Raw genomic sequence first — 23074 nt, 5'->3', positions numbered from 1 at the left:
TTTTCTTTTTGGCTGGGCTCGATACCGCCGGTTTGAACTGTACGCAATACCGCAGCGTTTCCGGAGGGAGCTTTGAGGCGCGGCAGCATGCTGCCACGCCACCGTTTCCAGCCTGCTACTTGACGATGACGATGCTGGTGTTGGTCGCCCCGAAGGTTTCGACGAGCTGGTAGAAATCGGCGGCGTTGTCGGGGTGCAGCCGCACGCAGCCATGCGAAGCCGGCTGGCCGAGGCGCTTGATCGCATAGGTCGCGTGCACCGCATAGCCGCCGCTGAAGAAGACCGAGTGCGGCATCGGGGCGTTGTCGTATTTCTTCGAATACCACATTTCATGCATGCGGGTCGGCTTGAACGAGCCGGTCGGCGTCACATGGGCCCGGTCGCCGGTGGAGACTTTCCAGGCGAAGGTCGGCCGGCCGTCGACGGAGACTTCCATGATCTGCTGCGAAAGCGAAACGCGCGCCACGATCTTGTTGGCGGCATGCGCGGCGCCCGAGCCGAACAGCAGTGCGGCACCGGTCAGCGCGGCGGCGGCGATGTTGATGAGCTTGGCGGAAATGGCGGTATGCATGAAGAAAATCCCCTCTCTCTGCCGGTCCAGCCGGCTCCAATTCGATGGCTGCTTATCCCAACGTCATGTTTCGGAGAGATTTCGCAAAATGCTCATTTGTGTTTCGAATCTGTTTCCACTGGTTAACAAACGCCAACCCCATTAGAGCCGTCGGTGGCCCGCCAGCGAGACCATAGCAAGACCAAGGTCAGGAACATGGGTATCCGTCGCTAAACGAAAGTGCGAATTAGCAGTATTCGAAAGGACCGCCGTAGATCTCGAAACCGAACTGCAACAAAGCGAGGTTTCAAGCGGCATGATCCGGATACGGGCCGCAAGCAAAGTTGACGCAACGAAAACAGCCGGTAACGAACATGGGAACGAAATCGAACGCGCTGTCCTGGCTTTTCAGGATCAGCATCGCGGCAGCGGTCATCGGCGGCGTCGGCATGGTTGCCGGCACCCCGCTGACAAGCCTCGGCGCGATGACTTCAGGCGAGATTTCGACCCTGCACGCCGCACTGTTTTTCGCCACGGTCTGGATTGTTTCCAGCCTGCGCATCGCCCGGCTAAAGGCCCTCTGGCGGGTCGGCCTTAGGCTGACGGGTTTGCGCGGCGCCTCCGGCAACTTGCTGCCGAGAGGACCGAAGGCCCGCGCCGAGACGGGGGGTTCCGTGGGCGGCGCGGGCGCTTCGGGGGTATCCTGAAGCGACCCGCAACAAACCATTTTGGGGAATTGGTACGATGAAAACGAAATTTGCCGCTTCGGTGCTTTCCGCACTGCTTTACGCCCAGGGCCTGCTCGGCTTTGCCGGCCTTGCCACCGTGCTGCTCAGGGACCGCGCCCACGCTGGCGAGCTGACCATGGGCAGTGACATGCCGGTGGGTCCATCGCTTCTGCTGGTACGCTGAGCGCCAAGAGCGTCGGGGCCGGAGATGGAAAATCCGATGCCCGAAACCAGAGACTGCGTCAGTGCCCGGCAATCAGTCCGCGAATTGCCGCGGCGGATCGAACCGGTAGCCGGCGCCGCGTATGGTGGTGATGGTTTCGGTGTCGAGTTTGCGGCGCAGCCGCACGATGCGCGAATCGATCGAGCGATCGAAGGCATCGGCGTTTTCGGCCGGCGCCGCGGCGATGATGTCGTCGCGCGTCAAAACCTTGCGCGGACTGGCCAGGAACAGCCTGAGCAGCGCCACCTGACCGGGCGAAAGCTGTTCCTCCGTGCCGGAGCGATGCATGACCATCGCCGATCTCAGATCGACGGTCGCGTTCTCCAGCACGATCAGTTCCTGGGTGCCCCTGCCGCGGCGCGAAAGCAGGCCGCCGACACGGGCGGCCAGTTCACGGACATTGAGCGGGCTCTCGATGACGTCGGCCGCACCAAGCTCCAGCGCCAGCACCTTGTCGACAAGATCGGCCGGGCGGCAGATCAGGATGAAATCCGGTCCGCCCTCACCGCCTCCTCCTTGGCCGCCATAACGTCTGAGCAGGTCCCGCCCCTCCGCCTGGCTGAGGCTGTCGCCGACGACGACGACGTCGATGCCCTTTCCCGACAGCAGCGATTCGGCCTCCCAGGGCTGGCGTGCCTGATGCACGTCATGGCCGCGCCGTTCAAGATGGTCGGCGAGTTCGGTCGCGACCACTTCGGCTACCGAAACGAGCGCAATGACGGATCGTGCGGCCATGTTTTCCAACCGTTCCCTGGCAACCCCGATATGAGTGCTGGACATGATGTTTATACCCAATCTACTTTCCACTGAAAGTGGGAGCGAAAGCATCGTGCGGGCAAGAATTGTCATCGTCGAGGATGAGCCCGACCTGAGGGACGCTGTCGCCGAATACCTTGGCGCCGCCGGATATGACGTGGCCACCGCTGAAAGTGCGGCCGCCGCGCGCAGCCTCGTTGAAACGCAGTCGTTTCATCTTGCCATTCTCGACATCGCCATGCCCGGCGAGGACGGCCTCTCGCTTGGCCGCTGGCTGCGTTCGAAACTGCCGATCGGCATCATCTATGCGACCGCGGCCGGCACCGCGCTCGACCGCATTGTCGGGCTGGAACTCGGTGCCGACGACTACATCGTCAAGCCTTACGAATTGCGCGAGGTGCTGGCCAGGGTGCGCAGCGTGTTGCGCCGGGTTCCCCAGCCCAAAGAGCTGCAGGACAAGAGGGCCGGGGCGGATCGCCGTTCCGTTGCCTTCGGCCCCTTCCAGGCCGATCTCGACGGCAGGCTGGTCACCGGCGCCAATGGCGTGGTGATCGACATGGCCAAGAGCGAGTTCGACGTGCTGGAGATTTTCCTCACCCGCGCCAACCGGCTGCTGAGCCGCGCCGCTATCTCCGAGGCGATCGGTTTCACCGAAGATCCGGAATCGTCACGCGCGGTCGACATTCGCATCATGCGGCTGCGCAAAAAGATCGAGGCCGATCCCGCCAATCCGAAATTCCTGCGCACGGTGCGCGGCGAGGGCTATATCTTCTCGCTGCCGGCCGGCGACGGCAACTGAGCACCGGGCCAGAAGGATGTAGTTGCTCGCCGGCCGAATTGGCGCGACTCCGGAATGACAGCACAAGATGATCGCTGAAGCAGCAAGCACCGATATGCAAGGGTTCAGGCAGGGCGCGGCGATGGCGGCCGTGCGCGTCGTTCGCCGGCTGCGCGAGGCCGGCGACTGGCAGCGCGAGATGGACGGCATACTGGAAACGCTCTGCCGGGCCATGGATTGCCAGCGCGGCATCCTGTTTCGCTTGCGCGAACTGCCTGGCCAGGGCTTCGCCCAATCCGTCGCCGCCTACTGGATCGACCCTCTTTTCGGCGGCGAACTGGCATCACCGACCGTCATCATGCAATCGATCGTCAATTCCGACCCGCTGCTGGAGCGGCTTGCCGAGGACGAGAGGCAAGGCAAGATCTTCGCCGGTCATACGCGCGACCTCGAAGGCTTCCTGAGGACCGATTTCGAGAAGCAGAACATCAAATCGTTCCTCTCGGTCTCGGTCTTCGCGCACGGCCATCTCTGGGGCACGCTGGCGGTCAATGACTGCATCAACGAGCGTGCATGGACCGACGAGGAAGAGGCGACGCTGCACATCATCGCGCTGGCCATCGGCGACGCCATAGAGCGCTCGCCCTCCGACGCCCACGCCAGCGAGGTCATTCGCCGCACCATGCTGCAGGCCTCGCTCGACGCCATTGTCGTCATCGACGAGACCGGCTCGATCATCGAATTCAATCCGGCCGCCGAGAAGATGTTCGGCTTCCAGCGCAGCGACATCCTCGGCAAGGACCTGCTCGATACGATCGTGCCGATCTACTACCGCAAGGGCTATGCCTCAGGAGCCGAATACATGTCCGGCCGCGGCGCGCCGATGGTCGGCCAGCGGCTCGAGACGGTGACCCAGAATGCCGCCGGCGAAGTGTTCCCGATCGAGCTGACGGCCACCGAGATGCGGGTTGCCGACCGCCGCCTGATCTTCGGCTCCATCCGCGACCTGCGCGACAAATTGCGCGCCGAGGAGGAAATCGGCCGGCAACGCGAGAAGCTGCACCAGAACGAGAAGATGGCGGCGATGGGTTCGTTGCTGGCCGGTGTGTCGCACGAGCTCAACAACCCGCTGGCCGTGGTTGTGGCGCAATCGACGCTGCTGCACGAATTCGCCTCCGATCCGCAAACCAAGGTGCGCGCCGAAAAGGTCCGCGCGGCCGCCGAGCGCTGCGGCCGCATCGTCAAGAGCTTCCTGTCGATGGTCCGCCTCCATCCCGCGGCACAAGCCGAGACCGACCTCAACCAGGTGATCCGGGCGGCACTTGAAGTGACCGCCTATGGCGCGCGCTCAAGCGGCATCATCATCGACACCGATTTCGCCGCAGGCCCGCTGCTGGCCATGGCCGACGCCGACCATGTGACGCAGGTGGCGGCCAATTTCCTCATCAACAGCCAGCACGCTTTGGCTGGCATTGCCGGCGACCGGCTGATCAAGGTGCGGACGTTCCGCAGCGACCGGGATCATCCCTGCTTCTCGGTCGAGGACAATGGGCCCGGCGTGCCGGAAGCGATCCGCGGCCGCATCTTCGAATCCTATTTCACCACCAAGCCGGTCGGCGTCGGCACCGGCATCGGCCTGTCGATCTCGAAATCGATCATCGAGCGGCACAATGGCAATGTCTGGTTCGAGGAAGTGCTCCCGAGAGGCGCGCGTTTCGTCGTCCAGCTGCCGGCCATCGTGGCCGGCCTCGCCACCGCCGGCGACAACCAGCCGCGATCGAGCGGCCTGCGCCATGCCTTGATCATCGACGACGAGCCGGATGTCGCCGGGTCACTCTCCGACATCCTCGAACTGATGGGCATCAAGTCGCGGATCGTGCCGGTCTGGGAATCGGCCGCCGCCACCTTGAGCGGCCACATGCCGCCGGACATCGTTTTTTCGGACCTGCGCATGCCCGGCGTCAGCGGCATATCGATCTATCGTGAGCTGCTCGCCGAAAAGCCCGATTTGGCGCGGCGTTTCGTGCTGGTCACCGGAGACCTGATCGGTGCCAAAGCCGAAATCGAAGCCTTGCCGGCGCACCAGCGACCGCAGATTCTGGAAAAGCCGTTCAGCACGCTGGATGTGCGCAGCGTGCTCTCCGCCATCGCCGAACAGGCGGCCTTGAAAGGATAAAAAAAGAGGCTCCCGGGGGCGGGAGCCAAAAGGAGCGCACTGGAGGGCGCTCGGGGAGGTCAGAGCATGATCCACAAAACGGGAACGGTTTTCGGGACCATGCTTCGACGGAAATCAGAAAATATTCGGCGTGCCGGTCAACGGCGCGGCATTGGCGATCATGCGGATCGCCCGGCTTTTGTGTGTTCCGGACTGTTCGGCGATGGCGCGCAGGCAATCCATGCTCTCGGCACCCCAGGCCTGGCCCTTGCAGGCGAAGTCGGTCAACGGCACCGGCAGACGCGCGGTCCTGGTCGTCGTCTGCGCGCCGTCGATGAGATTGGCCGGCGGATTCAACGAAGCGAAGGCCGGCCCGATTGTCGGCGTGAACGCCATGCCGACGAAGGCGCAAGCAGCCAGCACCATGAACATCGCCATGGGGTGGTCGCTGGCCCGCTGGCGCAGCGCCAGTTTCGGACGGCGGTCATTGCGCTCTGGAGCCTGAAGGCGGCTCTCGCCGCGGATCGTCTGGATTTTTGCATGCATTACCTTCCCCTTCGCTGAGTTTCTTTTGGCGGTGAAATGAACTTATCCGCGCTTTGTAACGGTGATGGGGTGGCGAAGGATTGGCACTGTAACGAATTCGAAACAGCATTTCGGGCGAAGTCGGGCAAAATCGGGCATGGCTTCGACGGCGCCGAGGCTCGAGGCGCAACTTGACCGATCTTACCGAACAGTCTTTCGAAAAGATCAGGCTCAGCCCGGAGCTTGAAGCTCGGCAATGATCTTGTGCGCGGCGATGCGCCCGGCAATGATGGCGCCCTCGACATACCCCGGAAACGATGGCGAGAGTTCTGAAGAGGCGAGATACACCGGCGGTGCGCCGGCAAGGATCGTTCGCTCGGCGTCTGTCGCTGTAACATCGACAATAAGATCGCTGTACGCGCCGCCGCTCCAGCGATCTCCTGTCCAGTCACGCAAACTGAAATCGATGACGTCACCGGCATCCGGACCAAGGGCTGCCTCCAGCCGGCCGGTCACCTCCGCACGCAGTTCCGCCTCGCCGAGGTCGCGCCAACGCAGCGCGAGCGAGCCGCCGGCGAACACGACGAGCGCCGCATGCTCCGCATCCTTGCCGGCGTCGCAGGCAAACAGCCCCGGCGGCTCGAGCCACATCACCATGCCGCTCAAATCCCGCGCCCGCCAAAACGGTTTGGCATAGCGCACCAGGATCTTGATAGCCGCGCCGCTTTCCCAGGCGCCGAGTGCCCGCCCCAGTCCGGCCGGCAAAGCGGGGGCAAAGGCGAGCTCCGTCACCTTCGCCGGCGGGACGGCAACCAGAACCGTGCGCGCCTCGACGGCACCCCCGGCCGAAACGACAAGAACACCTGGCGAACTGTGCTCGATGCGCGTGACCGGCTCGCTTAGCCGCAACCGATCGCCAAGGTCGCGGGCCAGATCGTCGGCCAGCGAATGCATGGTTTCGCGCACAGAATATTGCAGTTCCGTCACCTCGTTGGTGACCCGCCGGTCATTGTCGATCAAATACCAGAGAGGAATCTGGTCCAGCGCCATGCACCAGAGACCTTCGATCATCGAACGGAAAGCCATCCTTGCATCGGCCGAATCGTGCTGGCAGGCAAGCCAGTCGGCGACGGTCAGTCCGGCAATCGAGGCATCGTCCGGATCGATCCCGTTCATGCGCTCGCGGATCGCCATCGCGGCATGATAGGTCCGCTCAGCTCGTTGTGCGGACATCGTCGGCTGGGTGATGAAGTCGCCATCGACATAGGTTTCAACCAGCGTCTTGCCGCGCGCCTCGACCATGGCCATCAATTCCGGCATGTCCTCGCACAGGAACTGGCCACCACCATCGATGCGTTCGCCAAGTCCGTTCAATCGGGACTCGACGCGTCCGCCGACGCGGTCGCGTGCTTCGAGCAGGATGAAATCGATGCCGGCCTTCTTCATCTCAAGCGCCGCCGACAGGCCGGTGAAACCCGCACCGACGATGACGACATCGGCTCGCTCGAATTCGCCGCCCTCATCCGTGAAGGTCTTCAGCATTGCCGGCTATCCACCCAATCGTATCCGGCTTCCACCGACGAACTATGTCCTTGTCGACATATGCCGGCGGGCCGAACACACCATGCCGCAGGCTGTCTCTAACCTATCGTTTTCTCGAGCATATTGAGCCAGTTGCGATAGGCGATTTTTTCGATCAGCGCGCGGCCGAAACCGCGTGCCGCCAATGCATCGATCAGCTTCGGCAGGCCGGCGACATCGCCGATGACGGCCGGGATCATGGCGCCGTCGAAATCGGAGCCAAGACCAACGCCATCCTCACCCAGCGCCTGCAGCAGCGAATCGATATGGCGCACCATGATATCGAGGCTGGTGTCGGCATTCATGCGACCGTCCTCGCGCAGGAAGCCGGTTGCGAAGTTCAGCCCGACCATGCCGCCGGTTTCGCGGATCGCGCCGAGCTGCCAGTCGGTCAAGTTACGCGAATGGCCGCAGATCGCGTGCACGTTGGAATGGGTCGCCACCAGCGGCGCATCGCTGAGTGCGGCGACATCGCGAAAGCCCTTCTCGTTGAGATGCGACAGGTCGATCATGATCTTCAACTGGTTGCAGGCCTTGACCAGCGCCTTGCCGGCATCGGTCAGGCCAGGGCCGGTGTCGGGCGAAGACGGGAAGCGGAACGGCACGCCGTGGCCAAAGGCGTTCGGACGGCTCCAGACGATGCCGAGCGAGCGCAGGCCGGCTTCATGCAGCACGTCGAGCATGGTGAGCTCGGGATCGATCGCCTCGACCCCTTCGATGTGGAACACCGCGGCGATCGACCCTTGCGCCATGGCATTGCGCACATCGCCGGCGCTGCGGCAGACGGTGAGCGCTCCGGCCCGTTCCAGCCTGAACAGGATCGAGGCCATCGCGATGGTCGAGGTCAGCGCCTCATTGCGGGGAACCTCGGGCGGCAGCGGTTCGGCGGCGCCCGGCGCCAGGGGCACGGCGCCGCGCCTGGATTTCTCGACAGGCGGCGGAAAGATGGCGAACATGCCCCCGGCGAAGCCGCCGGCTTTCGCGCGTGGCAGGTCGATATGGCCGCCCGATTTCCCCTCGATGAACAGTTTTTCGACGTCCGTGTCTTTCGACTGATGGAGCCTGAGCAACGTATCGTTGTGGCCGTCGAAGACGGGAACGAGATCGGTTTCGGTCATTGGGGGATCATTCGGTTCGTTTGTCGGCGCGGCTAAGATATATCCTATCTACTTAGGCAGGATGCGCCACCCGCGCAAATGCCAAAGCCGCCCCGGTGGGATGGCAGCCGCTTGCCGCGCCGTTTCCAAGCAACGAATCCCTACCGCTTCAGCACGTCGGCCCATTCCTGATGGCGGCGGAACTGAGCGTTGGCGAACGGGCAGAGCGGGATGATCTTCTTGCCCGCCGCACGCGCATCCTCGACGGCGCGGGTGACAAGCCGAAGCCCGGCACCCTGGCCGCGAAAGACGTCCGGCACTTCGGTGTGGTCGATGATGATCTGGTGCTCACCGATCTTGGTGAAAGTCATCTCGGCCTCGGCGCCATCGGGTCCACGCAGGACGTAGCGGCCCTTGGAACCGCGATCCTCAAGTTCGATCTCAGGCAGTTGGTCAGGCATTGCTATGCTCCTTGGGCAGTATCGGCAAAGAACCGCCGTGCCGCCTCGATCTCGTTTGGCCGCACCTCGTGCCCGCCATCGTGCCATTCCACTGTGACATCGGCGCCGTCGGCACGCAAATAGGCCTCGAGCCGCGTGGTCAGGTTCGGTGGGCAGATCGGATCGCGCTTGCCGGCGGTCACCAGGATATGGCGGCCGGCGAGGCTGCCCTTGACCTCAGGTTCGAACGGGATCAGCGGATGCATCAGCACCGACGCGTCGAACAGCGCTGGAACCGCGAACACCACCGAGGCTAGGACATTGGCGCCGTTGGAATAGCCGAGACCCAGCACGGCCGATGGCTTCGCTGCTTCAACATGGGCCTTGACGAAGCCCGCCATCTTGGTCGTCGCCCGCGCCAGGTCGTCCATATCGTAGATGCCCTCGGCGGCGCGGCGAAAGAAGCGCGCGGCACCTTGTTCCGACACATCACCGCGCGGCGAGACGATGGTTGCCTGGGGCGCGAGATCGCGCCCCAGCGACAGAAGCTGATTCTCATCGCCTCCCGTGCCATGGAAGACGAACAGCAATGGACCGCCCGGCGAACCGGGCAGCACCTTGTGGATGTAAGCGTCCTTGCTCATGGTCTCAGCCTTCCAACTTCTGCAGATGCTGCTCGAGATAGGGCCGCAGGTGCTGGTGCTGCGTCGGCAGCTTCAGCGCCTCGCCCAGATGAGCGGTATCCTCGTCGCGATCGAATCCCGGCTCGTTGGTGGCGACTTCGAACAGCACGCCACCCGGTGTGCGGAAATAGATCGCCCAGAAGTAGTCGCGGTCGATCACCGGCGTCACCCCATAGCCGGTGTCCATCAACGCCTTGCGTACTTCCAGCTGCCTGGCGCGGTTCTCGACCGCGAAGGCGACGTGATGGACGGAGCCGGCGCCGAGATCGGCGAAGGCCGTGCTCGGCAGCGATTCGATGTCGATGACATCGGCGCCATTGCCGTTCTTCACCGCCAGCCGCCTGAGATTGCCGGACTTGTCGACTTCCTCATAGCCCATGAACTTCAGCAGCTCTTCCGTGGCGCCGCCATCCTTCAGCCTGAGCGACACGGAATGAAAGCCTCGGATCGCCTCATCCGTGGGAACGCCGCCTTTCGCCCAGGGTGCTCTGCTGTCGCTCTTGCACTCGACCAGCGCGAAGCCGTCACCATCCGGTCCGGCAAAAGCCAGGCGCTTCTCACCGAAGGTTTCTTCGCGCGAGAGGCCGGTGACGCCCTCATCGGCAAAGCGTTTTTCCCAATAGCCAAGCGTGCCTTCCGGCACCGAGTAGACGGTGGTTCCGACTTCCCCGACCCCATGCCGGCCCTTGCCGATGTCGGGGAAGGGGAAATAGGTCATCACCGAACCCGGCGTACCGGCCTCGTCACCGTAGTAAAGATGGTAAACATCGGGCGCGTCGAAATTGACGGTCTTCTTGACCCGGCGCTGACCGAGTTTCCTGGTGAAGAAATCGTTGTTCTGGCGGGCATCCCTGGCCATCGACGTGACGTGATGCAGGCCCTTGATCTGGTCGAGCATTGTCTTGCTCCTTCCCTTGGTACATGTGCGGCCCTCGCCGCTGTCCACGCCAATATGAGGACCAGGGCAGTTTCCGCAAAGGCGGCAAACACAGAATAGACTGTGTCATAAAAGTGAACGATGGAACAAGGTTCGTTCACCAATTGGCTCGCAGGTCAGACTTGCGCCATGGCCAGAATTCGGTTCCATAAACGGCGTTCGACATCCGGGACAAAGGTATCGTGAGTGACTGGAAAAGCCAGGCGGCCTAACATTCTCCTGATCACATGCGACCAGTGGCGCGGCGATTGTCTGTCCGCCGCCGGTCATCCGATCGTGCGAACGCCGAATGCCGACGCTTTGGCCGCGGAGGGCGTGCTGTTCAAGCGGCATTATGGCGGCGCGGCGCCCTGCTCGCCCGCTCGCGCCTGCCTCTATACCGGCCTCTACCAGATGAACAACCGCGTCTGCCGCAATGGCACGCCGCTCGACGCTCGCCACGGCAACATTGCGCTTTCGGCTCGCGCCCTGGGCTATGATCCGACGCTGTTCGGCTACACCGATGTGTCGCTCGATCCGCGCCTGCTGGCGCCAGGCGATCCGCGGCTGCAAAGCTATGAAGGCGTGCTGCCGGGCTTTACGGTGCGCCAGTTGCTGCCCGAGCATCAGAAGCAATGGCTATCCTGGCTGGAACTACAAGGTGTCGACGCCAGCGCCGGATCTCCCGACATCCATCGCCCGGTGGCCGACGGCGCGGTCGGAACCACCGTCGACAACGCGCCGCCCGTCTACTCCGGGCAGCAAACCCCGGCGGCCTTCCTGACCGGCGAATTCGCGCGTTGGCTTGGCGAACAGGAGCACGCCGCGCCGTGGTTCGCGCATCTTTCCTTCATCAGCCCGCACCCGCCCTTCATAGTGCCGGAGCCCTACAACACAATGTACGATCCGGCTGACGGCCCGGCCTTTCGGCGCGCGGCAAGTTGGCAGGAGGAGGCGGAAAACCATCCCTATCTAGCCTATGATCTCGGCCGGCAGAAACAGATGAAATTCCGCCCCGACGCCAGCGGCAAGGTGCACGACTGGAGCGAAGACGATTTTCGCGTCCTCCGCGCGATCTATTACGGCATGATTTCCGAGGTCGACGCCCAGCTCGGCCGCATCTGGCAAGCGGTCAAGGCGGCCGGCGCGTGGGACGACACCATCGTCGTGCTGACCTCGGACCATGCCGAGATGATGGGCGACCATTTCATGCTGGGCAAGGGAGGCTATTTCGACGGCAGCTACCACATTCCGCTGATCATCCGCGATCCGCGCCACGGCAAGGCGGCCGGCGGCAAGGTCGACAGCTTCACCGAAGCGGTCGACATTTTGCCGACGTTTCTCGACCTGCTCGGCGAAGAGCCCGCGCCGCATCTCGACGGCAGGTCGCTGAAGCCGTTCCTGAGCGGAGAGGCCCCGGCGGCGTGGCGCGATGCCGCGCATTGGGAGTTCGATTTCCGCTCGGTTGCCGCGGGCGAGGCCGAACGCCATTTCGGCATCGCCTCACGCCAATGCAATCTCGCCGTAATCCGCACGGAACATTTCAAATATGTGCATTTCGGCGGCAACCTGCCGCCGCTGCTGTTCGATCTGGAAAACGATCCGGACGAATTGGACAACCTCGCGGCCGACCCCAGCCATCTCGCCGTGCGGCTGGAATTCGCCGAACGACTGCTCGCCTGGCGGGCCGAACATCTCGATCAATCGCTGGCACTGGCCGAATTGACCGAGAACGGCCTCGTCGGCCATGCCGCTGGCCTGCCTCCACGCCACACATGAACACAGGCCCGCATCGTTGCCGGCGCGGGCCTGTATCCGACTGGGTGGAAACTACCTGACGATCATGCGCTGCTGATCGCGCTTCTCGGCATAGCTGCCCTTGTCATAGGCGGTTTGTGCCTCGAGCTGTTCCTTGGTGAAGGTCGTGTACAGGTATTTGTTGCCCGCCTTGTCGGTCATGAATTTGAGATTATCCATGCCGACCGCGACTTCCTTCTCGCCAATGCCGAGGAAGCCACCGACATCGACGATCACCGCATCGGCCTTCTTGTCGGGCGCAAGCACGACATCGCCGATCTCGCCGACCTTGGCGTCGTTGGCGCCATAGACAGTCGTGCCCTTGAGGTCATCGGCGCGAATCTCACCAACCGGCATCTCGGTCAGCGTCGACTTGTCGATGGCTGCGGTCTTTGTCTGGTCCGGAGCCGAGGCATCGGGGGTCGTGGGCGCCGGAGCCTGTGCCGTCTTGTCGGACGGAGCGACGGCAGGGGCTGCGGCGGGCGCGACTGCTGCCGGCGCATTCGAAGCCGTCGTTGCCGGCGCAGGGTCATAGGCCTTGCGGTTGAAATCCGGCTGCGCCTGCAATTCTTCCTTGGTGGTCTGGGCGACCAGCCAGCGGTCGCCATTCTTCTCGGCCCACTGCGCCTTCGAGAAGTCATAGGTGACGTTCTTGGCGCCAAGGCCTAGGAAACCGCCGACGCCGATGACCAAGTACTGCGCCTTGCCATCCTTGGTCAGCACAATGTCGTTGACGTCGCCGATGTTCTGGGCGTCATCGCCGGTGCCGTTATAGACGTTTTCCCCGATGATGTTGGTGGCGAGATTGCCGTCGGCGCGCTTGACTGGTTCTGCCGAAGCGGCGTTCATGTCGACAGGCTTTTGCGCTGTGTCCGTCGTCGCGGGTGCTGCCGGCGCTGTTGCGTCGGTCGATGCCGCAGGTGCTGGGGTCGGGCTGTAAGGCTTTTTATCGAATTCTGCCTGCGCCGTCAGTTCGTCCTTGGTCGTCTGGGCCACCAACCAGCGGTCGCCATTCTTTTCGGCCCACTGCAGCTTGCCGTAATCGAAAGCAACGCTTTTGGCGCCGACACCCAGAAAACCGCCGACGTCGATGACAACGGATTTCGCCTGCCCATCCTTGTCGAACACGACGTCGCTGACCTTGCCGATGTTTTCGGCATCGTCGCCGGTGCCGTTGTAGACGGACTCACCGATGATGTTGGTGACGATGCTGCCCTCTGCGCGTGCCACAGGAGCGGCGGCGGGCTCCTGGACGGCGGGCGTGGCAGGCGCCGTATTTGTTGCGTTCTGCGCATAGGCGCCGGTCGCGACAAAGGTTGCGAGCGCCGTCGTGGCTAAAAGATTGCGGATCATGGTAGTCTCTCCTCGTGCCTGATCTCATGCGCCGCGTCTCCTTGGGGAACGCGGCATCTGCAGGTTCACAACGTCGTGACCGGGTCAGTTGTTCCGACAAAGCGCTGCGGTCCGGGAACGAAACCACGGAAATTATTGAGCCGCTGGGGTAGTCACCCCGTGGCAAGAGGAACCTTTCTGTCGACGCCGCGTTTCAGCCGTTGGCTGGGTATATCCCGGCCGCCATTTGGCTGACCTGGTGGAGCGGGGCATGAGATTTGCAGCGGTGCTGAACCGGGACGGCGGCACTTTGCGCACCACCGACCTCGCCGCTTTCTCCGACAGGATGCATCAGACGCTGGAAACGGCAGGCCACTCGCTCAGCATCGAAATTGTCGCCGGCAAGGATGTGGTGGAGACGCTGGACAACGCCGCTTCGCGTCGCTCGGTCGACATCGTGCTGGCGGGTGGCGGCGACGGGACCATTTCCGCCGCGGCCGCCCGACTGATGGGCACGAAGAAGGCGCTTGCCATATTGCCAGCCGGCACCATGAACCTGTTCGCACGCGGGTTGGGCATTCCGCAGTCGCTCGACGGGGCGCTGAAATCCTTCGCCGACGGCGAAATCATTGCTGTCGATGTGGCGACGGCCAATGGCCAACCTTTCGTGCACCAGTTCTCGATCGGCATGCACGCGAAGATGGTGCAACTGCGCCAGAAGATGGAGTTCGGTTCGCGGTTGGGAAAGATCCGCGCCTCGGCCAAGGCGGCTTGGGCAACGATCAACAATCCACCTGCGATGAATGTGACGCTCAGCATCGGCGATGCCGAAATGGCGGCACGCATCACCGGCATCGGCATCACCAACAACTTATTCGGTGAAGGCCATCTGCCTTATGCCGACAATCCTGCGGGCGGCGTGCTCGGTGTCTATGTCACGGTGGCGAAGCAGCGCGCCGAACTGGTCAAGTTCTTCTTCAACATGGCGCGCGGCAAATGGCGCGACAACGAACATGTCGAAATCCACCAGACAAACAGAACGGTGCTGAAAATCCATTCGGGCAGCCGCAAATTTCGCGCCGTCATGGACGGCGAACTGGTCAGGCTTGACCGTGAAACGGTAATCGAGATTCAGCCTGGCGCACTGAATGTATTGGTTCCGGCGAGCGCGGCCCAGTCGAGAGCCGCCTGATGAGGTGCGGCGCAACGGACAGGCCCGCTTTACCCGGCAGGAGCCTGCTCGGTGGTGTTGGGCGGTGTGGGGACATGCTGTTCATCGCTGTTAGGCGCCTTGATCAACACACCATAGATCTCGGCAATGCCCCATGCAGCAAACACCAGAAGCAGTGCGGCGATCAGGATCCGAAATCCATGCCAGCCCCATCGCCCCTGCCGCGCCTTGTTTTCTGGAATGATCTTGGCCATGCTCGATCCCTGTCTCATTCTGCACCAACTGGCGCGCCCGGCAAATCATGGTCGGGTAACGGTTCCTCGCTAGGATGGTTCCGGAAAAGCGTGCTGGCCTTGCACCAGCGCAAGCATGCGGCGACGAAGACCGGGACGAGGCAATTGGGGTGATTGGCAAGACGCAAACAGCACCCGATCTGCCGGCCGAAGTTGCGCTAGCAGTCATGGATATCGACCGGCTGGCCGTGCTGCACGGATTGGAGATGCTGGATACGGCGGCCGACCCCGATTTCGACCGCGTCAGCAGCCTTGCCGCAGCGGTGATGCAGGTGCCGATGGCCCTGGTCACACTCGTCGACCTTGAACGGCATTGGTTCAAATCCTGCTTCGGCCTGGACGAGACCGAAACCGCGACCAACGTCTCCTTCTGCGCCCATGCGATTGCCGCCGGCGACGAGCCGATGGTGGTCGTGGATGCAACGGCGGACCCCCGTTTCAAGACCAACCCGCTGGTCACCGGAAAGCACCATGTCCGCTTCTATGCCGGCGCGCCGATGATCGTGGCAGGTGCCCGCATCGGCACGCTGTGCGTGCTCGACCGCGAGCCGCATGGTTTTCCATCCCGAACCGAGCTCGACCAGTTGAAGGCGCTCGCCGGCCTGGCCGCCAGCCTGTTCACCCTAAAGGACGCAACCCGCAGCGGCGCGATCGCCGAGGCCGCACTTGCGCGCGAGGAAAAACGACGCGCCATCGCACTCGATGCGGCCTCGCTCGCCAGCTGGGCATGGGATATCCGCACCGATGTCATCGAATGCGACACATTGATGTCGGAGCTGTTCAACCTGCCGCGCTCCAACCGGCTGCGCGCACGCGACATCCTCACCGCCATCGATCCGCGCGACGTCTACCAGACCGAAACCCGCTTTCGCGACGCCTTGACCGGCAGCGACGACTATTTCGGCGAATACCGGGTGAAGGGCTTTCACCCGCCGCGCTGGCTCGCCACGCGCGGCCGTGTGATCGAGCGTGACGGCGACGGCAAGCCGACATTGATCTTCGGCGTCAATTACGACATCTCCGAGCGCAAGCTCGGCGACGAACGGCAACGGCTGCTGCTGCGTGAACTCAACCATCGCGTCAAGAACACTCTGGCGACCGTCCAGGCGCTGGCAACCCAGACCGTGCGCCATGCCCGCCAGCCAAGCCAGTTCCTCGAGGCCTTCGGCGCCAGGCTTCAGGCCTTGGGCATCGCCCACAATCTGTTGTCGGACCGCGAGTGGCGTGGCATCGGCATCAGTGAACTCGTCCAGATCGAGGTCAGACCTTTCGAAACGGCCGAGCAGCCGCGCATGACGATCTCCGGCGACGACCTGCTGCTGTCGCCCGACCAGGCCGTCGGGCTTGGCCTGATCCTGCATGAACTCGCCAGCAACGCGCTGAAATATGGCTCGCTGTCGGTGCCGTCAGGCAGGGTCGACCTCGGCTGGAGGACGCAAGGCAGGAAGGATGCCCGGCGTCTTGTGCTGACCTGGCGCGAAAGCGGCGGGCCGCAAGTCGCTCCGCCGGATCGGCAAGGCTTCGGCTCTATCCTCATTCGCCGCAGCCTGGCCAAGGTCATTTCCAGCGAAGTGACCCATGAATTCCGGCCGGAAGGCGTGTTTGCCGAAATATCGATGCCCCTGGAAGAGCTGTCGAAGTGATCTCCCAACAGCTCTATGTCCGCTCGCTCTCATCCGGATCGTCGGATTTCACATTCTCGCGGTAGATGGCGTAGGCCGCGAGCGCCACGGCCGGCCCCAGAATGGCGCCGAGACCGCCTTTTCCCTTGAGCAGGCTCGGCAGCACGGCGAGTGCGGCGGTGACGCCGATCGCCTTCATGTCGGCATTGCGGCGCTGCGCCCGGCGCCGGGCGCGCGAACCTGCGGATATCCGGTAGATCAGCAGGATAAGTCCGGCGAGCACTAGGAAACCGGCGCCAAACCCGAGCGCGGCGGCAAGCGAGCCGTAGCGCATCGCCGTCCAGATATAGGCGGCCCCGACCAGAAAGCCGAGACCGCAAAGCGCAGCGGCCATGGCGATCACATAGACGATTGCCGCCGTGCGCGCCCGGTGAACGGCGGCCACGGTTTCCCCCGAGGCGAGGCCCGAGATCAGGGTTGCCAACATTCCCATCTGTAGCGCGACTAGCGACGCGCGATGAGCGCGAAAAGGAAGCCGACGCCAGCGGCGATTGCCAGTGACGTCACCGGCTTTTCACGCACGCTTGCCATCATCTGCGCTTCGATGTCCTTGGCATTGCTGCGCAAGCTGTCAAAGGCTGCTTCGCCCTGCGCGCGCAACTGCTCGACCCCTTCTGTCGCTGCACGGCGCGCGGTGCCATAGCCATGCTCGCCGGTCTTGGCCAGTTGTTTGGTGAGCTTGTCGATGTCGGCCTTCAACTGCCTGATGTCGGCTTCCAGGTCCGCATTTGCACGGGCGTCGGTTGCGGTCTTTCCTGCGGCAGTGGCCATGGCTTAACTCCTTGTGATTGCTCGGTTTCAAACGCGCTGCGCACCTCATGGTTCCGCCACTGCGGACAAAGTAGCCGAAAACGCATCGGCGCGCACCCGATCCGCCGGCTTCGCAAAAAGACGCTTCCTCAGATTAGTGGCCGGCGCGCCTCGCCCAGCCCTTCCCAGCCGGCGAGCCGCTTGAGCCCTTCATTGTCGGAGACCGCGCAGCCGCCGTCGCGCCAGACGATCAGCTTGCGATCCATCAGCTTGCGGATCGTCTTGTTGGTGTGAACCAGCGACAGGCCGAGCGTATCGGCAATGTGCTGCTGCGTGATCGGTATCTGGACGGATTGGCTGCCATTCAGTCCGACGACCTTGGCCCGGCTGCCGATGAAGGCGATGAGATAGGCGGCGCGCTCGATCGCACTGCGGCGCCCGAGGCTGAGCAGATTCTCGTCCAGCATCCGCTCCTCGCGCGATGCGATCCAGGTGATGTCGTAGGCCAGCCCGGGATGATTGCGGTACAGCTCGTGCAGATATTCGCGCTCGAAAACACACAGCAGCATCGGTGAGAGTGCCTCGACGGAATGCTGCATCTCGCCCATCACACTGCCTTGCAGGCCGATCAGATCCCCGGGCATGAGATAATTGAGGATCTGGCGACGGCCGTCCCGCAGCAGCTTGTAGCGAAACGCCCAGCCGGAGAGCACGGTGTAGAGATGGGCGCTATGGCTTCCCTCCACCAGCACCGTGTCGCCCTTATCGACCGCGAGTTCACCCTTCTTGAATTTGCTGATGAAGGCCAGCTCCTGTTCTTCGAAGTCGCGGAAAACCGGCAACGGCCGCAATGGGCAGTTCTCGCAAGGATATTGGCGGCTGGAGAAAGCGTTATTGTTCTGGACTGACATTTCGCCCCCTTCGAAAGCCCGCTCGACCCCCTTCGAAAGCCGCTCTTGGAGAGCCGCGTTTCAACGCGTTGCAAGGATTGAGGTTCCGCCCGCTGGCCACATGTCTTTTTTAAATGACATCAAGCCAATTAGCGATCATGACTCCGGCGTTTCAAGGAGTCTTTGCCTGTGCCCACATTGCTTGACGGATTGCGGATTCTCGTTTTGGAGGACGAATTTCTCATCGCCATGGATGTCGAGCAACTTTGCCGCGATCATGGCGCCGATGAGGTGGTGATCGCCCGTGACCTGACCGAGGTCGATGGCCGGGAAGTCGCCACGCGATTCGATGCAGCCATTGTCGACTTGATGCTGGGCGGCGCCTCGACGATCGATTTCGCTTCCGGGCTGCGCGCGGCAGGCATACCTTTCGTGTTTGCGTCCGGCTATTCGGATGCCGATGAAATCAAGGCATCGTTTCCGGGCGTCAGGCTGGTTGGCAAACCCTACTCAGGCGAAGACCTGGTGCAAGCGGTCGCGGCGGCCTGCGGACGCGCTTGAGACGCGATCGCGGTCAGCTCGCCGGCGAACTCGTTACCTGGGCCGAAATCGCGTCCGGACCATACTCGTCCTCACCTGATATTTTCAGGATCTCCTGCAAGCGGGTACGGGCTCGGCTGACGCGGCTCTTGATCGTCCCCACCGCGCAGCCGCAGATCTCCGCGGCCTCCTCGTAGGAGAAACCAGATGCGCCGATGAGGATGATGGCTTCGCGTTGGTCCTCCGGCAACTGCTCCAGCGCCCCGCGAAAGTCCTTCAGGTCGAGTTGACCGTGCTGGGCCGGATGAACGGCAAGCCTGGCCGTCATGATACCGTCGCTGTCCTGCACTTCGCGCCCGCGCTTGCGCATTTGCGAATAGAACTCGTTGCGCAGGATGGTGAAAAGCCAGGCCTTGAGATTGGTGCCGGGCTGGAAGCTCTCATGCTTGTCCCAAGCCTTGACGAGTGTTTCCTGGACGAGGTCGTCGGCTTTATCGGCATTTTGCGTCAGCGACACGGCAAACGCGCGCAGACTTGGGATTGCCCCAAGCAGATCAGTCTTGAAGCCTTGTGAGACCGCGGCCATGCCTCAGTCCTTCTTCTGTGCGGGTTCAGCCTGTTCCAGTTGGCTAAGCAACTGGGAAAAGCGATCCGGCACATCGTCGGAGACCAGCGCGTCGTAATATTGTTTGAGTTTGCGTCCGATTTCGGAGTTCGGCCCAAGAGCGTCACCAGAACCGTTCCGGCGCCTGCTCTCGGCGCCAGTCAGAATATCTTTCGTCATATCCTTCATTTTGCCCTTGTATTCCCAGCGCTCAAGCCGCTCTTACCGTACTCAACACAACGCAAGCGGCGCCCTCGTCTGGTTGCCCATCCCCACCACAAACGCCACTCCCCGGCTTTTGTTCCGTCGAGGTGGAACTTTTTCAAAAAATCCGCGTTATCACGGCTTGCAGTCAGCTTGACCTGCTACGCAATCGCGTCATTCTGAGGGAGACGTCTTACCATGAGCTTATCCGCCACCATCGCACCACATCTGCCCTTCCTGCGCCGCTTCTCGCGGGCTGTTTCCGGGTCGCAAGAGAGTGGTGACGCGCTGGTCGCTGCGATGCTTGAAGCCATCATCGCCGATATCGAGATATTTCCCGAAGCATCGAGCGACCGCATCGCGCTGTACAAGGTTTTCGCCAAGCTTTTCACATCGGTCGCCATCCGCGTTCCACAGGAACAGGCGCAATCGGCGTGGGAACAGCGCACCGCCGCCAATCTGAATGCGATCGCGCCGCGGCCCCGTCAGGCCTTCCTGCTCGTGGCGGTCGAAGGCTTCAGCGAGGAGGAAGCGGCTGAGATCCTTGACGTCGGTGACCAGGAGTTTTCAGAGCTGCTTGCGCAGGCGAGCAACGAGATATCCCGTCAGGTGGCAACCGACGTTCTGATCATCGAGGATGAACCGCTGATCGCCATGGATATCGAAGAAATGGTCGAGAGCCTGGGGCACCGCGTCGTTGGAACGGCGCGCACCCATGCCGAGGCAGTGATGATGTTCGGCAAGACGCGGCCGAAGATGGTGCTGGCCGACATCCAGCTTGCCGACGGCAGTTCCGGCATCGAGGCCGTGAACGAAATCCTGTCATCGACGTCGGTGCCGGTCATCTTCATCACCGCCTTCCCCGAGCGCCTGTTGACTGGGGAACGACCGGAACCGGCCTTCCTGGTCACCAAGCCGTTCAATCCCGACATGGTCAAGGCGCTGATCAGCCAGGCACTGTTCTTTGACCGGCAGGCGAAAGCCGCCGCATAGTCGGGAATTGGGAGTGGAGGAATTGACGAACCCAAGGCGATAGCCTCGCTCCCGAATCTCTCCAGATGATCAATTCGTCACTTCGTGCCGCCTGATGCACCCGGGCGGCGACGGTGAATTCCTGCGGTTCCGCTCGAACGATTTGCAAGCACGGTCTTTTTCGGCAAAGGGTGGGAACAAACCGCAACCACCCACGTTTTCATCGCACCATTCGAAGGAGATGGATCATGCTTTACTGGGCGCTCGTATTTCTCGTCGTTGCCATCATCGCCGGCGCGCTTGGTTTCGGCGGCATCGCCGGTACCTCCGCCGGCATAGCGCAGATATTGTTTTTCATCTTCCTCGCCTTCCTGGTCATTTCGCTTCTTGCGGGCCTGTTCAAACGGGCTTCGTAAGGACGGACGGCCGAACACTGGAAGCCGCACCCCTCAAACGGTTTCCAGCCACCGCCGGGCGGTGTCCCTCAAAGGACGCCGTCCGGCGGACCGTTTTTGGCGGCGGGTTTTCCGGAAACCTGTTTGGAACCCATTCAACGATGAGCCGTTCAGCCTGAATTGGGTGGACAGATTGGCCGATGGGTTCCAGGACCGGAAACAGGAAAGACGCCGTGCAAAGCGATGAAGTCATCGCCCTCCATCCCGCCGACAGCGGCATGCAGCTCGGCCGTGCTCTTCTTCACGCGTTGCACAATGCCGGCATTTCCGTTCTCTACCAGGATCGCGAGATGAAAACCGTATGGGCGCGCAACATGCGTGCGCCCTGGGTTTCGGACACCGCCGACAGCATCGGCATCCTGCCGGAGGCGCAGGCCGACCGCATCGGCGCGGCCAAGCGCGACGTCATTGCATCCGGCAACCCCCAACGTCTCGAGATCAGCGTTCCCGTCGAGGATGGCAGCCGCTGGTTCGAGGTGTGGATCGATGCCGATCACGGCGATGGTGGCACCGTGCAAGGCGTCGTCACCACGATGGTCGAGACGACGGAGCAGAAGCGCCGCGAGCAGACCCTGACGACGCTGTTGCGAGAGGTGAGCCATCGCTCGAAAAACCTGCTGGCGATCATCCAGAGCATAGCCACCCAGACCGGCCGCTACTCCGACAGCATCGGCGATTTCCTGACACGCTTTCGCGGCCGGCTGCAATCGCTGGCCTCGTCCCAGGATCTCGTGACCTCTTCCAACTGGCGGGGTGCAGCACTTCGCGAACTCGTATCGGGCCAGGTTGGCCGCTATGGCGGCGATCCGGTTCGGAGCCTGAGGTTTCAGGGGGCAAACCCCTATCTCAATCCCAACGCTGCCTTGCATATCGGCCTTGCGATGCATGAACTCGCCGTCAATTCGGTGAGCTACGGCGCCCTGTCGCGGCCCGGCGGGTACGTCAATGTTACAGCCAACCTGACCGCCGACGACACGGGAACCTCCCTGTCCCTGACATGGGCGGAGGCAATCGGCGCCAGTGATGTCAGGCGTAGCGAGAAGCGCTTCGGCAGCGTCGCACTCGAACGGGTCGTGCCGGCGTCACTGAACGGAACGGCGACGCTCGAAATCGCGGCTGGCCGCCTTGAATACCGCCTTGTCGTTCCGCACGGCAATTTCGAGACGGATTGAGCGACCTTCCTTAACCCGCCGTTCACCATAAAAGCAGATGCTGTTTTTCCCAGATACCGCTGGAACTTGTTGCATCACCGAACATTTCCGCAGCAGGATTTACAGCATGGTGGGAGGAATGCCTTGACGGTTGCCGACATGAACAGACTGGAGCAGGCCGCCCGGATTTCCATGGGCGAGTTTGAGGACTCAGAGGCTTCCACGCCACCGCTGGCTCCTGTTCCCAACGGAGCTTTGCGCCTAGTTGCGCTGGCCTTGGTGGCGGTGATCATGGCGGTCGCCCTGCACCAACTGGTCTACTAGGCCACCTCGTTTCGGCCGGTGGCCGAATCGGCTGTAGCGCCATCTTATTTCCCCGGCCGATCAAGCCAGCCAGGAACTTTGGCGAATGTAGACCGTTACTATGGCGAGAGGACTTCTCGCCATGGAACATATCGCTGCATTGTTGCTGGTCATCGGTTGCTCGAACACGATGGCCGACTGCCGTGAACTCCAGGTGCCCGTAAGCGTTTTCGCGACGGCCGAGCAATGCGTGGCCGAACGCCCATTCGTCTTGGGCGACGTGCAAGGGCAGGCTGACCACATCGTCGCCAAATGCCTTGCGGTCGATCCGGCGCTTGAGGACGACTATGATCAGATCGTCTGGAATGTGCGCGCCGATGGTACGCTTGACGCGTCTTTGGCAATTTCCAGCCTGGTAATGGCATCGAACACGATACGCCCAGAAAAAGACTATCTTCACCAACAATAGATTGCAGCAGCAAAGGCCGTCATTTCATG

Annotated in this window: 28 protein-coding genes; 13 read left to right on the top strand and 15 right to left on the bottom strand. The window is 62.5% G+C overall.

Annotated elements, in window-relative coordinates; all coding sequences use genetic code 11:
- Positions 1-115: 115 nt before the first annotated feature.
- Positions 116-571 carry a L,D-transpeptidase gene (locus EOC83_RS19405; protein WP_013529305.1) on the bottom strand — a complete coding sequence of 152 codons (456 nt, stop codon included), beginning with the start codon at positions 569-571 and terminating at the stop codon, positions 116-118.
- A 353-nt stretch (positions 572-924) separates the two neighbouring features.
- On the opposite strand from EOC83_RS19405, the gene EOC83_RS19400 reads away from it, so the two are divergent.
- Together EOC83_RS19400 and EOC83_RS19395 are read left to right on the top strand one after the other, a co-directional pair.
- Complete coding sequence (locus tag EOC83_RS19400) at positions 925-1257, top strand: hypothetical protein (protein WP_063169135.1); 333 nt, start codon at positions 925-927, stop codon at positions 1255-1257.
- A 37-nt stretch (positions 1258-1294) separates the two neighbouring features.
- Positions 1295-1462 carry a hypothetical protein gene (locus tag EOC83_RS19395; RefSeq protein WP_013529303.1) on the top strand — a complete coding sequence of 56 codons (168 nt, stop codon included), beginning with the start codon at positions 1295-1297 and terminating at the stop codon, positions 1460-1462.
- A gap of 72 nt (positions 1463-1534) precedes the next feature.
- On the opposite strand, the gene EOC83_RS19390 is transcribed toward EOC83_RS19395, so the two are convergent.
- Entirely contained in the window at positions 1535-2236 is a 702-nt protein-coding gene (locus EOC83_RS19390; RefSeq protein ID WP_063169136.1) for a response regulator transcription factor, read from the bottom strand.
- A 46-nt stretch (positions 2237-2282) separates the two neighbouring features.
- Here EOC83_RS19390 and EOC83_RS19385 point away from each other — a divergent pair, with 46 nt between their 5' ends.
- Positions 2283-3056: a response regulator transcription factor gene (locus EOC83_RS19385; protein ID WP_181172685.1), complete on the top strand. Its 774-nt coding sequence runs from the start codon at positions 2283-2285 to the stop codon at positions 3054-3056.
- A 67-nt stretch (positions 3057-3123) separates the two neighbouring features.
- Entirely contained in the window at positions 3124-5211 is a 2088-nt protein-coding gene (locus EOC83_RS19380) for an ATP-binding protein (RefSeq protein WP_027163147.1), read from the top strand.
- A 114-nt stretch (positions 5212-5325) separates the two neighbouring features.
- On the opposite strand, the gene EOC83_RS19375 is transcribed toward EOC83_RS19380, so the two are convergent.
- The 6 genes from EOC83_RS19375 to EOC83_RS19350 form a co-directional block, all read right to left on the bottom strand.
- The gene (locus EOC83_RS19375; protein WP_013529299.1) at positions 5326-5736 is read right to left on the bottom strand and encodes a hypothetical protein; all 411 of its coding nucleotides are present in this window, start codon (positions 5734-5736) and stop codon (positions 5326-5328) included.
- Positions 5737-5946: 210 nt separating this feature from the next.
- Entirely contained in the window at positions 5947-7257 is a 1311-nt protein-coding gene (locus tag EOC83_RS19370) for a flavin monoamine oxidase family protein (protein ID WP_063169138.1), read from the bottom strand.
- Positions 7258-7355: 98 nt separating this feature from the next.
- The gene (locus EOC83_RS19365) at positions 7356-8414 is read right to left on the bottom strand and encodes a dipeptidase (protein WP_013529297.1); all 1059 of its coding nucleotides are present in this window, start codon (positions 8412-8414) and stop codon (positions 7356-7358) included.
- Between the two features lie 140 nt (positions 8415-8554).
- Complete coding sequence (locus EOC83_RS19360; protein WP_013529296.1) at positions 8555-8854, bottom strand: GNAT family N-acetyltransferase; 300 nt, start codon at positions 8852-8854, stop codon at positions 8555-8557.
- A 2-nt stretch (positions 8855-8856) separates the two neighbouring features.
- Positions 8857-9477, bottom strand: a complete 621-nt coding sequence (locus EOC83_RS19355; RefSeq protein ID WP_027163149.1) for an alpha/beta hydrolase — start codon at positions 9475-9477, stop codon at positions 8857-8859.
- A 4-nt stretch (positions 9478-9481) separates the two neighbouring features.
- Positions 9482-10414, bottom strand: coding sequence for a VOC family protein (locus EOC83_RS19350; RefSeq protein WP_024503019.1), 933 nt, complete (start codon positions 10412-10414; stop codon positions 9482-9484).
- Between the two features lie 225 nt (positions 10415-10639).
- Here EOC83_RS19350 and EOC83_RS19345 point away from each other — a divergent pair, with 225 nt between their 5' ends.
- Complete coding sequence (locus EOC83_RS19345) at positions 10640-12211, top strand: alkaline phosphatase family protein (RefSeq protein ID WP_063169139.1); 1572 nt, start codon at positions 10640-10642, stop codon at positions 12209-12211.
- A gap of 51 nt (positions 12212-12262) precedes the next feature.
- Here the strand turns inward: EOC83_RS19345 and EOC83_RS19340 are convergent, their stop codons facing one another.
- Complete coding sequence (locus tag EOC83_RS19340; protein ID WP_063169140.1) at positions 12263-13582, bottom strand: PRC-barrel domain-containing protein; 1320 nt, start codon at positions 13580-13582, stop codon at positions 12263-12265.
- Positions 13583-13832: 250 nt separating this feature from the next.
- Between EOC83_RS19340 and EOC83_RS19335 the strand changes: the two genes are divergently transcribed.
- Positions 13833-14753, top strand: coding sequence for a diacylglycerol kinase family protein (locus EOC83_RS19335; RefSeq protein WP_013529291.1), 921 nt, complete (start codon positions 13833-13835; stop codon positions 14751-14753).
- 29 nt (positions 14754-14782) lie between these two features.
- Here EOC83_RS19335 and EOC83_RS19330 read toward each other — a convergent pair whose 3' ends face one another.
- A complete protein-coding gene (locus EOC83_RS19330) occupies positions 14783-14986 on the bottom strand; it encodes a hypothetical protein (protein WP_013529290.1) in 204 nt (67 codons plus the stop codon).
- Between the two features lie 206 nt (positions 14987-15192).
- Here EOC83_RS19330 and EOC83_RS19325 point away from each other — a divergent pair, with 206 nt between their 5' ends.
- Positions 15193-16668, top strand: a complete 1476-nt coding sequence (locus EOC83_RS19325) for an HWE histidine kinase domain-containing protein (protein WP_063170350.1) — start codon at positions 15193-15195, stop codon at positions 16666-16668.
- Positions 16669-16681: 13 nt separating this feature from the next.
- Here the strand turns inward: EOC83_RS19325 and EOC83_RS19320 are convergent, their stop codons facing one another.
- From EOC83_RS19320 to EOC83_RS19310, 3 genes are all read right to left on the bottom strand, one after another.
- On the bottom strand, positions 16682-17140 hold the full coding sequence (locus tag EOC83_RS19320; RefSeq protein ID WP_013529288.1) for a hypothetical protein: 459 nt from the start codon (positions 17138-17140) through the stop codon (positions 16682-16684).
- A gap of 11 nt (positions 17141-17151) precedes the next feature.
- Positions 17152-17478: a DUF883 family protein gene (locus EOC83_RS19315; RefSeq protein WP_013529287.1), complete on the bottom strand. Its 327-nt coding sequence runs from the start codon at positions 17476-17478 to the stop codon at positions 17152-17154.
- Between the two features lie 128 nt (positions 17479-17606).
- Positions 17607-18368 (bottom strand): Crp/Fnr family transcriptional regulator, encoded by a 762-nt coding sequence (locus EOC83_RS19310; RefSeq protein ID WP_027163153.1) that lies wholly within the window; start codon positions 18366-18368, stop codon positions 17607-17609.
- Between the two features lie 168 nt (positions 18369-18536).
- Here EOC83_RS19310 and EOC83_RS19305 point away from each other — a divergent pair, with 168 nt between their 5' ends.
- A complete protein-coding gene (locus tag EOC83_RS19305; RefSeq protein ID WP_027163154.1) occupies positions 18537-18908 on the top strand; it encodes a response regulator in 372 nt (123 codons plus the stop codon).
- 13 nt (positions 18909-18921) lie between these two features.
- Here EOC83_RS19305 and EOC83_RS19300 read toward each other — a convergent pair whose 3' ends face one another.
- Positions 18922-19473 carry an RNA polymerase sigma factor gene (locus EOC83_RS19300; RefSeq protein WP_013529285.1) on the bottom strand — a complete coding sequence of 184 codons (552 nt, stop codon included), beginning with the start codon at positions 19471-19473 and terminating at the stop codon, positions 18922-18924.
- Between the two features lie 3 nt (positions 19474-19476).
- Positions 19477-19680: a NepR family anti-sigma factor gene (locus tag EOC83_RS19295; RefSeq protein WP_032809255.1), complete on the bottom strand. Its 204-nt coding sequence runs from the start codon at positions 19678-19680 to the stop codon at positions 19477-19479.
- Positions 19681-19893: 213 nt separating this feature from the next.
- On the opposite strand from EOC83_RS19295, the gene EOC83_RS19290 reads away from it, so the two are divergent.
- The 5 genes from EOC83_RS19290 (at position 19894) to EOC83_RS19270 (ending at position 23045) form a co-directional block, all read left to right on the top strand.
- Complete coding sequence (locus EOC83_RS19290; protein ID WP_013529283.1) at positions 19894-20688, top strand: response regulator; 795 nt, start codon at positions 19894-19896, stop codon at positions 20686-20688.
- A gap of 227 nt (positions 20689-20915) precedes the next feature.
- Positions 20916-21083 (top strand): DUF1328 domain-containing protein, encoded by a 168-nt coding sequence (locus tag EOC83_RS19285; RefSeq protein ID WP_013529282.1) that lies wholly within the window; start codon positions 20916-20918, stop codon positions 21081-21083.
- Between the two features lie 179 nt (positions 21084-21262).
- Positions 21263-22294, top strand: a complete 1032-nt coding sequence (locus EOC83_RS19280; RefSeq protein ID WP_063169141.1) for a sensor histidine kinase — start codon at positions 21263-21265, stop codon at positions 22292-22294.
- 123 nt (positions 22295-22417) lie between these two features.
- Positions 22418-22597 carry a hypothetical protein gene (locus tag EOC83_RS19275; RefSeq protein WP_063169142.1) on the top strand — a complete coding sequence of 60 codons (180 nt, stop codon included), beginning with the start codon at positions 22418-22420 and terminating at the stop codon, positions 22595-22597.
- A 121-nt stretch (positions 22598-22718) separates the two neighbouring features.
- Positions 22719-23045, top strand: a complete 327-nt coding sequence (locus EOC83_RS19270) for a hypothetical protein (RefSeq protein WP_013529279.1) — start codon at positions 22719-22721, stop codon at positions 23043-23045.
- Positions 23046-23074 lie beyond the last annotated feature (29 nt).

Source organism: Mesorhizobium sp. Primo-A (assembly GCF_003997175.1).
Lineage (GTDB): Bacteria > Pseudomonadota > Alphaproteobacteria > Rhizobiales > Rhizobiaceae > Mesorhizobium > Mesorhizobium ciceri.
This window is presented reverse-complemented; position numbering and strand designations above follow the sequence as displayed.

What these genes read in the sequence shown, in the direction of transcription:
- EOC83_RS19395 (WP_013529303.1), top strand. Translation starts at nt 1,295, where the DNA reads ATGAAAACGAAATTTGCCGCTTCGGTGCTTTCCGCACTGCTTTACGCC.
- EOC83_RS19280 (WP_063169141.1), top strand. Translation starts at nt 21,263, where the DNA reads ATGGGTTCCAGGACCGGAAACAGGAAAGACGCCGTGCAAAGCGATGAA.
- EOC83_RS19385 (WP_181172685.1), top strand. Translation starts at nt 2,283, where the DNA reads ATGTTTATACCCAATCTACTTTCCACTGAAAGTGGGAGCGAAAGCATC.
- EOC83_RS19400 (WP_063169135.1), top strand. Translation starts at nt 925, where the DNA reads ATGGGAACGAAATCGAACGCGCTGTCCTGGCTTTTCAGGATCAGCATC.
- EOC83_RS19295 (WP_032809255.1), bottom strand. Translation starts at nt 19,680, where the DNA reads ATGAAGGATATGACGAAAGATATTCTGACTGGCGCCGAGAGCAGGCGC.
- EOC83_RS19335 (WP_013529291.1), top strand. Translation starts at nt 13,833, where the DNA reads ATGAGATTTGCAGCGGTGCTGAACCGGGACGGCGGCACTTTGCGCACC.
- EOC83_RS19365 (WP_013529297.1), bottom strand. Translation starts at nt 8,414, where the DNA reads ATGACCGAAACCGATCTCGTTCCCGTCTTCGACGGCCACAACGATACG.
- EOC83_RS19350 (WP_024503019.1), bottom strand. Translation starts at nt 10,414, where the DNA reads ATGCTCGACCAGATCAAGGGCCTGCATCACGTCACGTCGATGGCCAGG.
- EOC83_RS19340 (WP_063169140.1), bottom strand. Translation starts at nt 13,582, where the DNA reads ATGATCCGCAATCTTTTAGCCACGACGGCGCTCGCAACCTTTGTCGCG.
- EOC83_RS19355 (WP_027163149.1), bottom strand. Translation starts at nt 9,477, where the DNA reads ATGAGCAAGGACGCTTACATCCACAAGGTGCTGCCCGGTTCGCCGGGC.
- EOC83_RS19405 (WP_013529305.1), bottom strand. Translation starts at nt 571, where the DNA reads ATGCATACCGCCATTTCCGCCAAGCTCATCAACATCGCCGCCGCCGCG.
- EOC83_RS19380 (WP_027163147.1), top strand. Translation starts at nt 3,124, where the DNA reads ATGATCGCTGAAGCAGCAAGCACCGATATGCAAGGGTTCAGGCAGGGC.
- EOC83_RS19290 (WP_013529283.1), top strand. Translation starts at nt 19,894, where the DNA reads ATGAGCTTATCCGCCACCATCGCACCACATCTGCCCTTCCTGCGCCGC.
- EOC83_RS19310 (WP_027163153.1), bottom strand. Translation starts at nt 18,368, where the DNA reads ATGTCAGTCCAGAACAATAACGCTTTCTCCAGCCGCCAATATCCTTGC.
- EOC83_RS19330 (WP_013529290.1), bottom strand. Translation starts at nt 14,986, where the DNA reads ATGGCCAAGATCATTCCAGAAAACAAGGCGCGGCAGGGGCGATGGGGC.
- EOC83_RS19375 (WP_013529299.1), bottom strand. Translation starts at nt 5,736, where the DNA reads ATGCATGCAAAAATCCAGACGATCCGCGGCGAGAGCCGCCTTCAGGCT.
- EOC83_RS19370 (WP_063169138.1), bottom strand. Translation starts at nt 7,257, where the DNA reads ATGCTGAAGACCTTCACGGATGAGGGCGGCGAATTCGAGCGAGCCGAT.
- EOC83_RS19315 (WP_013529287.1), bottom strand. Translation starts at nt 17,478, where the DNA reads ATGGCCACTGCCGCAGGAAAGACCGCAACCGACGCCCGTGCAAATGCG.
- EOC83_RS19390 (WP_063169136.1), bottom strand. Translation starts at nt 2,236, where the DNA reads ATGGCCGCACGATCCGTCATTGCGCTCGTTTCGGTAGCCGAAGTGGTC.
- EOC83_RS19325 (WP_063170350.1), top strand. Translation starts at nt 15,193, where the DNA reads ATGGATATCGACCGGCTGGCCGTGCTGCACGGATTGGAGATGCTGGAT.
- EOC83_RS19285 (WP_013529282.1), top strand. Translation starts at nt 20,916, where the DNA reads ATGCTTTACTGGGCGCTCGTATTTCTCGTCGTTGCCATCATCGCCGGC.
- EOC83_RS19300 (WP_013529285.1), bottom strand. Translation starts at nt 19,473, where the DNA reads ATGGCCGCGGTCTCACAAGGCTTCAAGACTGATCTGCTTGGGGCAATC.
- EOC83_RS19270 (WP_013529279.1), top strand. Translation starts at nt 22,719, where the DNA reads ATGGAACATATCGCTGCATTGTTGCTGGTCATCGGTTGCTCGAACACG.
- EOC83_RS19320 (WP_013529288.1), bottom strand. Translation starts at nt 17,140, where the DNA reads ATGGGAATGTTGGCAACCCTGATCTCGGGCCTCGCCTCGGGGGAAACC.
- EOC83_RS19360 (WP_013529296.1), bottom strand. Translation starts at nt 8,854, where the DNA reads ATGCCTGACCAACTGCCTGAGATCGAACTTGAGGATCGCGGTTCCAAG.